5 protein-coding genes, 6 tRNA genes and 2 rRNA genes are annotated in these 16,059 nt (G+C 37.3%); all 13 read left to right on the top strand.

Annotation, left to right across the window (positions count from 1 at the left end):
- Positions 1-284 precede the first annotated feature (284 nt).
- The 13 genes from KI230_RS10880 (at position 285) to fmtB (ending at position 16,040) form a co-directional block, all read left to right on the top strand.
- Positions 285-3,206: ribosomal RNA gene (locus KI230_RS10880) — 23S ribosomal RNA — on the top strand.
- Between the two features lie 72 nt (positions 3,207-3,278).
- Positions 3,279-3,393 (top strand): 5S ribosomal RNA (gene rrf / locus KI230_RS10875).
- 10 nt (positions 3,394-3,403) lie between these two features.
- Positions 3,404-3,478: transfer RNA gene (locus KI230_RS10870), tRNA-Asn, on the top strand.
- Between the two features lies 1 nt (position 3,479).
- Positions 3,480-3,551, top strand: a tRNA-Glu gene (locus KI230_RS10865).
- A 7-nt stretch (positions 3,552-3,558) separates the two neighbouring features.
- Positions 3,559-3,634: transfer RNA gene (locus KI230_RS10860), tRNA-Val, on the top strand.
- A 29-nt stretch (positions 3,635-3,663) separates the two neighbouring features.
- Positions 3,664-3,747 (top strand) — tRNA-Tyr (locus tag KI230_RS10855).
- A gap of 9 nt (positions 3,748-3,756) precedes the next feature.
- Positions 3,757-3,831 (top strand) — tRNA-Gln (locus KI230_RS10850).
- Positions 3,832-3,834: 3 nt separating this feature from the next.
- Positions 3,835-3,907 (top strand) — tRNA-Lys (locus tag KI230_RS10845).
- A 136-nt stretch (positions 3,908-4,043) separates the two neighbouring features.
- A complete protein-coding gene (gene rocF / locus KI230_RS10840) occupies positions 4,044-4,952 on the top strand; it encodes an arginase (RefSeq protein WP_045177717.1) in 909 nt (302 codons plus the stop codon).
- 188 nt (positions 4,953-5,140) lie between these two features.
- On the top strand, positions 5,141-5,950 hold the full coding sequence (cdaA, locus tag KI230_RS10835; protein ID WP_000347896.1) for a diadenylate cyclase CdaA: 810 nt from the start codon (positions 5,141-5,143) through the stop codon (positions 5,948-5,950).
- Position 5,951: 1 nt separating this feature from the next.
- Positions 5,952-6,884 carry a CdaR family protein gene (locus KI230_RS10830; protein ID WP_000894032.1) on the top strand — a complete coding sequence of 311 codons (933 nt, stop codon included), beginning with the start codon at positions 5,952-5,954 and terminating at the stop codon, positions 6,882-6,884.
- Between the two features lie 26 nt (positions 6,885-6,910).
- Positions 6,911-8,266, top strand: a complete 1,356-nt coding sequence (gene glmM, locus KI230_RS10825; protein WP_138271856.1) for a phosphoglucosamine mutase — start codon at positions 6,911-6,913, stop codon at positions 8,264-8,266.
- Positions 8,267-8,543: 277 nt separating this feature from the next.
- Positions 8,544-16,040, top strand: a complete 7,497-nt coding sequence (gene fmtB, locus KI230_RS10820) for an LPXTG-anchored DUF1542 repeat protein FmtB (protein WP_053520969.1) — start codon at positions 8,544-8,546, stop codon at positions 16,038-16,040.
- Positions 16,041-16,059 lie beyond the last annotated feature (19 nt).

Here is a 16,059-nt window from a genome sequence, read left to right as displayed (position 1 = left end):
GTACATTGAAAACTAGATAAGTAAGTAAAATATAGATTTTACCAAGCAAAACCGAGTGAATAAAGAGTTTTAAATAAGCTTGAATTCATAAGAAATAATCGCTAGTGTTCGAAAGAACACTCACAAGATTAATAACGCGTTTAAATCTTTTTATAAAAGAAAACGTTTAGCAGACAATGAGTTAAATTATTTTAAAGCAGAGTTTACTTATGTAAATGAGCATTTAAAATAATGAAAACGAAGCCGTATGTGAGCGTTTGACTTATAAAAATGGTGGAAACATAGATTAAGTTATTAAGGGCGCACGGTGGATGCCTTGGCACTAGAAGCCGATGAAGGACGTTACTAACGACGATATGCTTTGGGGAGCTGTAAGTAAGCTTTGATCCAGAGATTTCCGAATGGGGAAACCCAGCATGAGTTATGTCATGTTATCGATATGTGAATACATAGCATATCAGAAGGCACACCCGGAGAACTGAAACATCTTAGTACCCGGAGGAAGAGAAAGAAAATTCGATTCCCTTAGTAGCGGCGAGCGAAACGGGAAGAGCCCAAACCAACAAGCTTGCTTGTTGGGGTTGTAGGACACTCTATACGGAGTTACAAAGGACGACATTAGACGAATCATCTGGAAAGATGAATCAAAGAAGGTAATAATCCTGTAGTCGAAAATGTTGTCTCTCTTGAGTGGATCCTGAGTACGACGGAGCACGTGAAATTCCGTCGGAATCTGGGAGGACCATCTCCTAAGGCTAAATACTCTCTAGTGACCGATAGTGAACCAGTACCGTGAGGGAAAGGTGAAAAGCACCCCGGAAGGGGAGTGAAATAGAACCTGAAACCGTGTGCTTACAAGTAGTCAGAGCCCGTTAATGGGTGATGGCGTGCCTTTTGTAGAATGAACCGGCGAGTTACGATTTGATGCAAGGTTAAGCAGTAAATGTGGAGCCGTAGCGAAAGCGAGTCTGAATAGGGCGTTTAGTATTTGGTCGTAGACCCGAAACCAGGTGATCTACCCTTGGTCAGGTTGAAGTTCAGGTAACACTGAATGGAGGACCGAACCGACTTACGTTGAAAAGTGAGCGGATGAACTGAGGGTAGCGGAGAAATTCCAATCGAACCTGGAGATAGCTGGTTCTCTCCGAAATAGCTTTAGGGCTAGCCTCAAGTGATGATTATTGGAGGTAGAGCACTGTTTGGACGAGGGGCCCCTCTCGGGTTACCGAATTCAGACAAACTCCGAATGCCAATTAATTTAACTTGGGAGTCAGAACATGGGTGATAAGGTCCGTGTTCGAAAGGGAAACAGCCCAGACCACCAGCTAAGGTCCCAAAATATATGTTAAGTGGAAAAGGATGTGGCGTTGCCCAGACAACTAGGATGTTGGCTTAGAAGCAGCCATCATTTAAAGAGTGCGTAATAGCTCACTAGTCGAGTGACACTGCGCCGAAAATGTACCGGGGCTAAACATATTACCGAAGCTGTGGATTGTCCTTTGGACAATGGTAGGAGAGCGTTCTAAGGGCGTTGAAGCATGATCGTAAGAACATGTGGAGCGCTTAGAAGTGAGAATGCCGGTGTGAGTAGCGAAAGACGGGTGAGAATCCCGTCCACCGATTGACTAAGGTTTCCAGAGGAAGGCTCGTCCGCTCTGGGTTAGTCGGGTCCTAAGCTGAGGCCGACAGGCGTAGGCGATGGATAACAGGTTGATATTCCTGTACCACCTATAATCGTTTTAATCGATGGGGGACGCAGTAGGATAGGCGAAGCGTGCGATTGGATTGCACGTCTAAGCAGTAAGGCTGAGTATTAGGCAAATCCGGTACTCGTTAAGGCTGAGCTGTGATGGGGAGAAGACATTGTGTCTTCGAGTCGTTGATTTCACACTGCCGAGAAAAGCCTCTAGATAGAAAATAGGTGCCCGTACCGCAAACCGACACAGGTAGTCAAGATGAGAATTCTAAGGTGAGCGAGCGAACTCTCGTTAAGGAACTCGGCAAAATGACCCCGTAACTTCGGGAGAAGGGGTGCTCTTTAGGGTTAACGCCCAGAAGAGCCGCAGTGAATAGGCCCAAGCGACTGTTTATCAAAAACACAGGTCTCTGCTAAACCGTAAGGTGATGTATAGGGGCTGACGCCTGCCCGGTGCTGGAAGGTTAAGAGGAGTGGTTAGCTTCTGCGAAGCTACGAATCGAAGCCCCAGTAAACGGCGGCCGTAACTATAACGGTCCTAAGGTAGCGAAATTCCTTGTCGGGTAAGTTCCGACCCGCACGAAAGGCGTAACGATTTGGGCACTGTCTCAACGAGAGACTCGGTGAAATCATAGTACCTGTGAAGATGCAGGTTACCCGCGACAGGACGGAAAGACCCCGTGGAGCTTTACTGTAGCCTGATATTGAAATTCGGCACAGCTTGTACAGGATAGGTAGGAGCCTTTGAAACGTGAGCGCTAGCTTACGTGGAGGCGCTGGTGGGATACTACCCTAGCTGTGTTGGCTTTCTAACCCGCACCACTTATCGTGGTGGGAGACAGTGTCAGGCGGGCAGTTTGACTGGGGCGGTCGCCTCCTAAAAGGTAACGGAGGCGCTCAAAGGTTCCCTCAGAATGGTTGGAAATCATTCATAGAGTGTAAAGGCATAAGGGAGCTTGACTGCGAGACCTACAAGTCGAGCAGGGTCGAAAGACGGACTTAGTGATCCGGTGGTTCCGCATGGAAGGGCCATCGCTCAACGGATAAAAGCTACCCCGGGGATAACAGGCTTATCTCCCCCAAGAGTTCACATCGACGGGGAGGTTTGGCACCTCGATGTCGGCTCATCGCATCCTGGGGCTGTAGTCGGTCCCAAGGGTTGGGCTGTTCGCCCATTAAAGCGGTACGCGAGCTGGGTTCAGAACGTCGTGAGACAGTTCGGTCCCTATCCGTCGTGGGCGTAGGAAATTTGAGAGGAGCTGTCCTTAGTACGAGAGGACCGGGATGGACATACCTCTGGTGTACCAGTTGTCGTGCCAACGGCATAGCTGGGTAGCTATGTGTGGACGGGATAAGTGCTGAAAGCATCTAAGCATGAAGCCCCCCTCAAGATGAGATTTCCCAACTTCGGTTATAAGATCCCTCAAAGATGATGAGGTTAATAGGTTCGAGGTGGAAGCATGGTGACATGTGGAGCTGACGAATACTAATCGATCGAAGACTTAATCAAAATAAATGTTTTGCGAAGCAAAATCACTTTTACTTACTATCTAGTTTTGAATGTATAAATTACATTCATATGTCTGGTGACTATAGCAAGGAGGTCACACCTGTTCCCATGCCGAACACAGAAGTTAAGCTCCTTAGCGTCGATGGTAGTCGAACTTACGTTCCGCTAGAGTAGAACGTTGCCAGGCATAATATTAATCCACAGTAGCTCAGTGGTAGAGCTATCGGCTGTTAACCGATCGGTCGTAGGTTCGAGTCCTACCTGTGGAGCCATGGCTCCTTGGTCAAGCGGTTAAGACATCGCCCTTTCACGGCGGTAACACGGGTTCGAGTCCCGTAGGAGTCATTATTTTGGAGAATTAGCTCAGCTGGGAGAGCATCTGCCTTACAAGCAGAGGGTCGGCGGTTCGAACCCGTCATTCTCCACCATTTTGATTATTAAATTATATGAATAAGCTGGAGGGGTAGCGAAGTGGCTAAACGCGGCGGACTGTAAATCCGCTCCTTCGGGTTCGGCAGTTCGAATCTGCCCCCCTCCACCATCTATATATTGGGCTATAGCCAAGCGGTAAGGCAACGGACTTTGACTCCGTCACTCGTTGGTTCGAATCCAGCTAGCCCAGCCATTAGAGCCATTAGCTCAGTTGGTAGAGCATCTGACTTTTAATCAGAGGGTCAGAGGTTCGAATCCTCTATGGCTCACTACTTGCACTTTCCATTTTTGGGAAGTGTTTTTTTTATGAAGTAATAAGATAAACAGATTATATGTGTAGCTATTGCTTGATAATGGTAAGCGCATACATTATTCTTTAATTACATAGAGCAAAGGGGGACGCTTATGACAAAGACAAAAGCAATTGATATTATAGGTGCACCATCAACATTTGGACAAAGAAAATTAGGTGTTGATTTAGGACCAACAGCAATTAGATATGCTGGATTAATTTCAAGATTAAAGCAATTAGACCTTGATGTATATGACAAGGGGGATATTAAGGTACCTGCTGTGAACATTGAAAAATTTCATAGTGAACAAAAAGGATTAAGAAATTATGATGAAATTATAGATGTTAATCAAAAATTAAATAAAGAAGTTTCAGCATCAATTGAAAATAACAGATTTCCTCTAGTTCTTGGTGGAGATCATTCTATTGCGGTAGGTTCAGTATCAGCAATAAGTAAACATTATAATAATTTAGGTGTTATTTGGTATGATGCACATGGTGATTTAAATATACCTGAAGAGTCACCAAGTGGAAATATTCATGGTATGCCTCTAAGGATTTTGACAGGCGAAGGTCCCAAAGAACTTATAGAATTAAATAGTAATGTAATCAAGCCAGAAAACATCGTACTAATTGGTATGAGAGATTTAGATAAAGGTGAAAGACAATTTATCAAAGATCATAATATTAAAACATTTACTATGTCAGATATTGATAAATTGGGGATAAAGGAAGTAATTGAAAATACAATAGAATATTTGAAGTCACGCAATGTTGATGGCGTTCATTTATCTTTAGATGTTGATGCTTTAGATCCGCTTGAAACGCCAGGCACTGGTACTAGAGTTTTGGGTGGTCTTAGTTATAGAGAAAGCCATTTTGCATTGGAATTACTGCATCAATCACATTTAATTTCCTCAATGGATTTAGTTGAAGTAAATCCATTGATTGACAGTAATAATCATACTGCTGAACAAGCGGTTTCATTAGTTGGAACATTTTTTGGTGAAACTTTATTATAAATAAATGATTTGTAGTGTATAAAGTATATTTTGCTTTTTGCACTACTTTTTTTAATTCACTAAAATGATTAAGAGTAGTTATAATCTTTAAAATAAATTTTTTCTATTTAAATATATGTTCGTATGACAGTGATGTAAATGATTGGTATAATGGGTATTATGGAAAAATATTACCCGGAGGAGATGTTATGGATTTTTCCAACTTTTTTCAAAACCTCAGTACGTTAAAAATTGTAACGAGTATCCTTGATTTACTGATAGTTTGGTATGTACTTTATCTTCTCATCACGGTCTTTAAGGGAACTAAAGCGATACAATTACTTAAAGGGATATTAGTAATTGTTATTGGTCAGCAGATAAGTATGATATTGAACTTGACTGCAACATCTAAATTATTCGATATCGTTATTCAATGGGGGGTATTAGCTTTAATAGTAATATTCCAACCAGAAATTAGACGTGCGTTAGAACAACTTGGTAGAGGTAGCTTTTTAAAACGCTATACTTCTAATACGTATAGTAAAGATGAAGAGAAATTGATTCAATCGGTTTCAAAGGCTGTGCAATATATGGCTAAAAGACGTATAGGTGCATTAATTGTCTTTGAAAAAGAAACAGGTCTTCAAGATTATATTGAAACAGGTATTGCAATGGATTCAAATATTTCGCAAGAACTTTTAATTAATGTCTTTATACCTAACACACCTTTACATGATGGTGCAATGATTATTCAAGGCACGAAGATTGCAGCAGCAGCAAGTTATTTGCCATTGTCTGATAGTCCTAAGATATCTAAAAGTTTGGGTACAAGACATAGAGCTGCGGTTGGTATTTCAGAAGTATCTGATGCATTTACCGTTATTGTATCTGAAGAAACTGGTGATATTTCGGTAACATTTGATGGAAAATTACGACGAGACATTTCAAACGAAATTTTTGAAGAGTTGCTTGCTGAACATTGGTTTGGCACACGCTTTCAAAAGAAAGGTGTGAAATAATATGCTAGAAAGTAAATGGGGCTTGAGATTTATTGCCTTTCTTTTGGCATTGTTTTTCTTTTTATCTGTTAACAATGTTTTTGGAAATATCTTTAACACTGGTAATCTTGGTCAAAAGTCTAGTAAAACGATTCAAGATGTACCCGTTGAAATTCTTTATAACACTAAAGATTTGCATTTAACAAAAGCGCCTGAAACAGTTAATGTGACTATTTCAGGACCACAATCAAAGATAATAAAAATTGAAAATCCAGAAGATTTAAGAGTAGTGATTGATTTATCAAATGCTAAAGCTGGAAAATATCAAGAGAAGTATCAAGTTAAAGGGTTAGCTGATGACATTCATTATTCTGTAAAACCTAAATTAGCAAATATTACGCTTGAAAACAAAGTAACTAAAAAGATGACAGTTCAACCTGATGTAAGTCAGAGTGATATTGATCCACTTTATAAAATTACAAAGCAAGAAGTTTCACCACAAACAGTTAAAGTAACAGGTGGAGAAGAACAATTGAATGATATCGCTTATTTAAAAGCCACTTTTAAAACTAATAAAAAGATTAATGGTGACACAAAAGATGTCGCAGAAGTAACGGCTTTTGATAAAAAACTGAATAAATTAAATGTATCGATTCAACCTAATGAAGTGAATTTACAAGTTAAAGTAGAGCCTTTTAGCAAAAAGGTTAAAGTAAATGTTAAACAGAAAGGTAGTTTAGCAGATGATAAAGAGTTAAGTTCGATTGATTTAGAAGATAAAGAAATTGAAATCTTCGGTAGTCGAGATGACTTACAAAATATAAGCGAAGTTGATGCAGAAGTAGATTTAGATGGTATTTCAGAATCAACTGAAAAGACTGTAAAAATCAATTTACCAGAACATGTCACTAAAGCACAACCAAGTGAAACGAAGGCTTATATAAATGTAAAATAAATAGCTAAATTAAAGGAGAGTAAACAATGGGAAAATATTTTGGTACAGACGGAGTAAGAGGTGTCGCAAACCAAGAACTAACACCTGAATTGGCATTTAAATTAGGAAGATACGGTGGCTATGTTCTAGCACATAATAAAGGTGAAAAACACCCACGTGTACTTGTAGGTCGCGATACTAGAGTTTCAGGTGAAATGTTAGAATCAGCATTAATAGCTGGTTTGATTTCAATTGGTGCAGAAGTGATGCGATTAGGTATTATTTCAACACCAGGTGTTGCATATTTAACACGCGATATGGGTGCAGAGTTAGGTGTAATGATTTCAGCCTCTCATAATCCAGTTGCAGATAATGGTATTAAATTCTTTGGATCAGATGGTTTTAAACTATCAGATGAACAAGAAAATGAAATTGAAGCATTATTGGATCAAGAAAACCCAGAATTACCAAGACCAGTTGGCAATGATATTGTACATTATTCAGATTACTTTGAAGGGACACAAAAATATTTGAGCTATTTAAAATCAACAGTAGATGTTAACTTTGAAGGTTTGAAAATTGCTTTAGATGGTGCAAATGGTTCAACATCATCACTAGCGCCATTCTTATTTGGTGACTTAGAAGCAGATACTGAAACAATTGGATGTAGTCCTGATGGATATAATATCAATGAGAAATGTGGCTCTACACATCCTGAAAAATTAGCTGAAAAAGTAGTTGAAACTGAAAGTGATTTTGGGTTAGCATTTGACGGCGATGGAGACAGAATCATAGCAGTAGATGAGAATGGTCAAATCGTTGACGGTGACCAAATTATGTTTATTATTGGTCAAGAAATGCATAAAAATCAAGAATTGAATAATGACATGATTGTTTCTACTGTTATGAGTAATTTAGGTTTTTACAAAGCGCTTGAACAAGAAGGAATTAAATCTAATAAAACTAAAGTTGGCGACAGATATGTAGTAGAAGAAATGCGTCGCGGTAATTATAACTTAGGTGGAGAACAATCTGGACATATCGTTATGATGGATTACAATACAACTGGTGATGGTTTATTAACTGGTATTCAATTAGCTTCTGTAATAAAAATGACTGGTAAATCACTAAGTGAATTAGCTGGACAAATGAAAAAGTATCCACAATCATTAATTAACGTACGCGTAACAGATAAATATCGTGTTGAAGAAAATGTTGACGTTAAAGAAGTTATGACTAAAGTAGAAGTAGAAATGAATGGAGAAGGTCGAATTTTAGTAAGACCTTCTGGAACAGAACCATTAGTTCGTGTCATGGTTGAAGCAGCAACTGATGAAGATGCTGAAAGATTTGCACAACAAATAGCTGATGTGGTTCAAGATAAAATGGGATTAGATAAATAAATACTGTATTACAAATAAGCCGATGCGTATGCATCGGTTTTTTTGTGTTTCTAGAAAAAATTTATAGTACAAACGTAAAATGATATAAACAAAATAAAAACAAAGTAATCAATATGTAATATAAAATACACTGGTACTCAATATATAATGATGATAAAATTAATTTTAATTAGATAGAGTTGCTTTGTGTTTTTAATGCAGATGCTACTACTTATCTTAACAGTTGATTAAGTGAAATCATTTAACAGCGAGAATAATCAACCAGGAGGATGACTTAATGAATTTATTCAGACAACAAAAATTTAGTATCAGAAAATTTAATGTCGGTATTTTTTCAGCTTTAATTGCCACTGTTACTTTTATATCTACTAACCCGACAACAGCGTCTGCAGCAGAGCAAAATCAGCCTGCACAAAATCAACCAGCACAACCAGCTGATGCCAATACACAGCCTAACGCAAATGCTGGTGCTCAAGCTAATCCTGCAGCACAGCCAGCTGCACCTGCCAACCAAGGACAACCAGCAGCACAACCAGCTAACCAACGTGGACAGGCTAATCCAGCAGGAGGAGCAGCACAACCAAATACACAACCAGCTGGACAAGGTAATCAAGCTGATCCGAATAACGCTGCACAAGCACAACCTGGAAATCAAGCAGCACCGGCAAACCAAGCAGGTCAAGGAAATAACCAAGCAACACCTAATAATAATGCAACACCGGCAAATCAAACACAGCCAGCGAATGCTCCAGCAGCAGTGCAACCAGCAGCACCTGTAGCAGCAAACGCACAAACTCAAGATCCAAATGCTAGCAATACTGGTGAAGGCAGTATTAATACGACATTAACATTTGATGATCCTGCCATATCAACAGATGAGAATAGACAGGATCCAACTGTAACTGTTACAGATAAAGTAAATGGTTATTCATTAATTAACAACGGTAAGATTGGTTTCGTTAACTCAGAATTAAGACGAAGCGATATGTTTGATAAGAATAACCCTCAAAACTATCAAGCTAAAGGAAACGTGGCTGCATTAGGTCGTGTGAATGCAAATGATTCTACAGATCATGGTAACTTTAACGGTATTTCAAAAACTGTAAATGTAAAACCAGATTCAGAATTAATTATTAACTTTACTACTATGCAAACGAATAGTAAGCAAGGTTCAACAAATTTAGTTATTAAAGATGCTAAGAAAAATACTGAATTAGCAACTGTAAATGTTGCTAAGACTGGTACTGCACATTTATTTAAAGTACCAACTGATGCTGATCGTTTAGATTTACAATTTATTCCTGACAATACAGCAGTTGCTGATGCTTCAAGAATTACAACAAATAAAGATGGTTATAAATACTATTCATTCATTGATAATGTAGGTCTATTCTCAGGATCACATTTATATGTCAAAAATAGAGATTTAGCACCGAAAGCAACTAACAATAAAGAATATACTATTAATACTGAAATCGGTAACAATGGTAATTTTGGTGCTTCATTAAAAGCAGATCAATTTAAATATGAAGTAACATTACCACAAGGTGTAACTTACGTTAATAATTCATTAACTACAACATTCCCTAATGGTAATGAAGACAGTACAGTATTGAAAAATATGACTGTTAATTATGATCAAAATGCAAATAAAGTTACATTTACAAGCCAAGGTGTGACAACGGCACGTGGTACACACACTAAAGAAGTTTTATTCCCAGATAAATATTTAAAATTATCATATAAAGTTAATGTTGCGAATATCGATACACCTAAAAATATTGATTTTAATGAAAAATTAACATATCGTACTGCTTCAGATGTTGTAATTAATAATGCGCAACCAGAAGTTACACTAACTGCAGATCCATTTTCAGTAGCGGTTGAAATGAACAAAGATGCGTTGCAACAACAAGTAAACTCACAAGTTGATAATAGTCATTACACAACAGCATCAATTGCAGAATACAATAAACTTAAACAACAAGCAGATACTATTTTAAATGAAGATGCGAATCATGTTAAAACTGCAAATCGTGCATCTCAAGCGGATATTGATGGTTTAGTAACTAAATTACAAGCTGCATTAATTGATAATCAAGCAGCAATTGCTGAATTAGATACTAAAGCTCAAGAAAAGGTTACAGCAGCACAACAAAGTAAAAAAGTTACGCAAGATGAAGTTGCAGCACTTGTAACTAAAATTAACAATGATAAAAATAATGCAATCGCAGAAATTAATAAACAAACTACAGCACAAGGTGTCACAACTGAAAAAGATAATGGTATCGCAGTGTTAGAACAAGATGTGATTACACCAACAGTTAAACCTCAAGCGAAACAAGATATTATCCAAGCAGTTACAACTCGTAAACAACAAATTAAAAAGTCAAATGCATCATTACAAGATGAAAAAGATGTAGCAAATGATAAAATTGGTAAAATTGAAACAAAGGCAATTAAAGATATTGATGCAGCAACAACAAATGCACAAGTAGAAGCCATTAAAACAAAAGCAATCAATGATATTAATCAAACTACACCTGCTACAACAGCTAAAGCAGCAGCTCTTGAAGAATTTGACGAAGTTGTTCAAGCACAAATTGATCAAGCACCTTTAAATCCTGATACAACAAATGAAGAAGTAGCGGAAGCTATTGAACGTATTAATGCAGCTAAAGTTTCTGGTGTTAAAGCAATTGAAGCGACAACGACTGCACAAGATTTAGAAAGAGTTAAAAACGAAGAAATCTCAAAAATTGAAAATATTACTGACTCTACGCAAACAAAAATGGATGCCTATAATGAAGTTAAACAAGCTGCAACAGCTAGAAAAGCTCAAAATGCTACAGTTTCAAATGCAACAAATGAAGAAGTAGCAGAAGCTGATGCAGCAGTAGATGCAGCTCAAAAGCAAGGTTTACATGACATCCAAGTTGTTAAATCAAAACAGGAAGTTGCTGATACAAAATCAAAAGTATTAGATAAAATCAATGCAATTCAAACACAAGCAAAAGTTAAACCTGCAGCTGATACGGAAGTAGAAAACGCATATAATACACGTAAACAAGAAATTCAAAATAGCAATGCTTCAACTACAGAAGAAAAAGAAGCTGCATATACAGAATTAGATACTAAAAAGCAAGAAGCAAGAACAAATCTTGATGCTGCAAATACAAACAGTGATGTAACAACAGCTAAAGACAATGGTATTGCTGCAATTAATCAAGTGCAAGCGGCCACAACTAAGAAATCGGATGCTAAAGCGGAAATCGCTCAAAAAGCAAGTGAACGCAAAACTGCAATTGAAGCAATGAATGATTCGACTACTGAAGAACAACAAGCAGCGAAAGACAAAGTTGATCAAGCAGTAGTTACTGCAAACGCTGATATAGATAATGCTACAGCAAATACAGATGTAGATAATGCAAAAACTACAAATGAAGCTACAATCGCAGCCATTACACCTGATGCAAATGTTAAACCTCAAGCGAAACAAGCAATTGCAGATAAAGTACAAGCTCAAGAAACAGCAATTGATGCTAATAACGGTTCAACAACAGAAGAAAAAGAAGCTGCTAAACAACAAGTTCAAACTGAAAAAACGGCTGCTGATGCCGCAATAGATGCAGCTCATTCAAATGTGGAAGTTGAAGCGGCTAAAAATGCAGAAATTGCTAAAATTGAAGCGATTCAGCCAGCAACAACAACTAAAGATAATGCGAAACAAGCAATTGCTACGAAAGCGAATGAACGTAAAACAGCAATCGCTCAAACGCAAGATATTACTGCTGAAGAAATTGCAGCGGCTAATGCGGACGTAGATAATGCTGTGACACAAGCAAATAGCAACATTGAAGCTGCTAATAGTCAAAATGATGTAGACCAAGCGAAAACGACAGGTGAAACTAGTATTGATCAAGTAACACCAACAGTTAATAAAAAAGCAACTGCACGTAATGAAATCACAGCAATTTTAAATAACAAATTGCAAGAGATTCAAGCTACACCAGATGCAACAGATGAAGAAAAACAAGCAGCTGATGCAGAAGCAAATACTGAAAATGGTAAAGCAAATCAAGCCATTTCAGCAGCAACTACTAACGCACAAGTTGATGAAGCGAAAGCTAATGCAGAAGCAGCAATTAATGCGGTAACACCAAAAGTTGTTAAGAAACAAGCGGCTAAAGATGAGATTGATCAATTACAAGCAACGCAAACAAATGTTATCAATAATGATCAGAACGCTACAAATGAAGAAAAAGAAGCAGCTATTCAACAATTAGCAACAGCAGTTACAGACGCGAAAAATAATATTACAGCTGCAACTGATGATAATGGTGTAGATACAGCGAAAGACGCTGGAAAGAATTCAATTCAAAGCACACAACCAGCAACAGCAGTTAAATCGAATGCGAAAAATGAAGTTGATCAAGCTGTGACAACTCAAAATCAAGCAATTGATAATACAACTGGCGCTACAACTGAAGAGAAAAATGCAGCAAAAGATTTAGTTTTAAAAGCTAAAGAAAAAGCGTATCAAGATATCTTAAATGCACAAACAACTAATGATGTTACGCAAATTAAAGATCAAGCAGTTGCTGATATTCAAGGTATTACTGCAGATACAACAATTAAAGATGTTGCGAAAGATGAATTAGCAACAAAAGCAAACGAACAAAAAGCGCTTATTGCACAAACTGCAGATGCGACTACTGAAGAAAAAGAACAAGCAAATCAACAAGTAGACGCACAATTAACACAAGGTAATCAAAATATTGAAAATGCACAGTCAATCGATGATGTAAACACTGCAAAAGATAATGCAATTCAAGCAATTGACCCAATTCAAGCATCAACAGATGTTAAAACGAATGCAAGAGCAGAATTGCTAACTGAAATGCAAAATAAAATAACTGAAATACTTAATAATAATGAGACTACTAATGAAGAAAAAGGTAACGATATTGGACCAGTTAGAGCAGCATATGAAGAAGGTTTAAATAATATTAATGCAGCAACTACTACAGGTGATGTAACTACTGCTAAAGATACAGCAGTACAAAAAGTTCAACAACTTCATGCAAATCCTGTTAAGAAACCAGCAGGTAAAAAAGAATTAGATCAAGCTGCAGCTGATAAGAAAACACAAATAGAACAAACACCAAATGCATCACAACAAGAAATTAATGATGCAAAACAAGAAGTTGATACTGAATTAAATCAAGCGAAAACAAATGTCGATCAATCATCAACAAATGAATATGTTGATAATGCAGTTAAAGAAGGAAAAGCTAAAATTAATGCAGTTAAAACATTTAGTGAGTACAAAAAAGATGCTTTAGCTAAAATTGAAGATGCATATAATGCTAAAGTAAACGAAGCGGATAACTCTAACGCATCGACTTCAAGTGAAATTGCTGAAGCGAAACAAAAACTTGCTGAATTAAAACAAACTGCGGATCAAAATGTTAATCAAGCTACTTCTAAAGATGACATTGAAGTTCAAATTCATAATGACTTAGATAATATTAACGATTACACAATTCCAACAGGTAAAAAAGAATCAGCTACAACAGATTTATATGCTTATGCAGATCAGAAGAAAAATAATATTTCAGCTGACACTAATGCAACACAAGATGAAAAGCAACAAGCAATTAAGCAAGTTGACCAAAATGTTCAAACTGCATTAGAAAACATTAATAATGGTGTGGATAATGGTGACGTTGATGATGCATTAACACAAGGTAAAGCAGCAATTGATACTATTCAAGTAGATGCTACTGTTAAACCTAAAGCGAACCAAGCTATTGAAGCTAAAGCAGAAGATACGAAAGAATCAATTGATCATAGTGACCAGTTAACTGCTGAAGAAAAAACTGAAGCATTAGCAATGATTAAACAAATTACAGATCAAGCTAAACAAGGTATTACTGATGCAACAACAACTGCTGAAGTTGAAAAAGCGAAAGCTCAAGGACTTGAGGCATTTGATAACATTCAAATTGACTCAACAGAAAAACAAAAAGCTATCGAAGAATTAGAAACTGCACTAGACCAGATTGAAGCAGGTGTAAATGTCGACGCTGATGCTACAACTGAAGAAAAAGAAGCGTTTACGAATGCTTTAGAAGACATTTTATCAAAAGCAACTGAAGATATTTCTGATCAAACTACAAATGCAGAAATCGCTACTGTCAAAAATAGTGCGCTTGAACAACTTAAAGCACAACGTATTAATCCAGTAGTTAAGAAAAATGCTTTGGAAGCAATTAGAGAAGTGGTTAACAAGCAAATAGAAATAATTAAAAATGCAGATGCAGATGCATCGGCGAAAGAAATTGCACGTACAGATTTAGGTAGATATTTTGACAGATTTGCTGATAAATTAGATAAAACACAAACAAATACAGAGGTTGCTGAATTACAAAATGTAACGATACCTGCAATTGAAGCGATTGTGCCTCAGAATGATCCAGATGCTAATGATACTAATAATGGTACAGATAATAATGATGCAACAGCAAATTCAAATGCTAATGCAACACCAGAAAACACTGGACAACCTAACGTATCTGAGACGACAGATAATGGCAAAGCAGACGCTTCTCCGACAACACCAAATAATAGTGATGCGGCAACAGGTGAAACAACAGTAACATCAGCAACTGATGATGCAAAGGATAAACCGCAAGCTAATAACAATTCTAGTGCAGATGCATCAACAAACAGTCCGACAATGGATAACGATGTAACTAGTAAACCAGAAGTAGAATCAACTAATAACGGCACAACTGATAAACCTGTAACAGAAACAGATAATGCAACGCCAGCAGAAAGCACAACAAATAACAATAGTACAACTACAGCAACAAACGAGAATGCACCAACAGGATCAACAGCAACGGCTCCAACAACTGCGAGCACAGAAGCAGCATCATCTGCTGATAGCAAAGATAATGCATCTGTAAATGATTCAAAACAAAATGCTGAAGTAAATAATAGTGCTGAATCTCAATCAACTAATGGCAAGGTTGCACAACCAAAATCTGAAAATAAAGCTAAGGCAGAAAAAGATGGTAGAGATTCAACAAATCAAAGTATGGTTGAATCAACAACTGAAACATTGCCTTCAGCAGACATAACAGAACCAAATGTACCTTCTAATACATCAAAAGATAAAGAAGAAAGTACGACAAATCAAACTGATGCAGGACAACTTAAGTCTGAAACTAACGTTGCATCTAACGAAGCAGATAAATCGCCAAGCAAAGCTGATACTGAAGTTTCGAATAAACCATCAACATCTGCATCTTCTGAAGCAAAAGATAAAATGACTTCAACTAATGTTAGCCAAAAAGATGATACGGCAACAGCAGATACTAATGATACGCAAACATCAGTTGGCCCAGTTGCAAACAATAAAGCTAAAGATATGCAAACTAATGATACGCAAAAATCAGTTGGTTCAGCTGCAAACAATAAAGCTACGCAAAACGACGGTGCCAATGCATCTCCAGCAACAGTTTCAAATGGTAGTCATAGTATGCATCAAGATATGCTTAATGTAACTAAGCCTGAAGAAAACAAAGCAAATGCAAAATCAGACCAACAAGGAAAAGTTAATAAGCCTAAACAACAAGCTAAAACTTTACCAGATACTGGTATGTCACATAATGACGATTTACCATATGCTGAATTAGCTCTAGGTGCAGGTATGGCATTCTTAATTAGAAGATTCACTAAGAAAGACCAACAAACTGAAGAATAAAATTTATTCAAGAATGTGA

This window comes from Staphylococcus sp. MZ3, assembly GCF_018622755.1.
Taxonomy (GTDB): Bacteria; Bacillota; Bacilli; order Staphylococcales; family Staphylococcaceae; genus Staphylococcus; species Staphylococcus aureus.
This window is presented reverse-complemented; position numbering and strand designations above follow the sequence as displayed.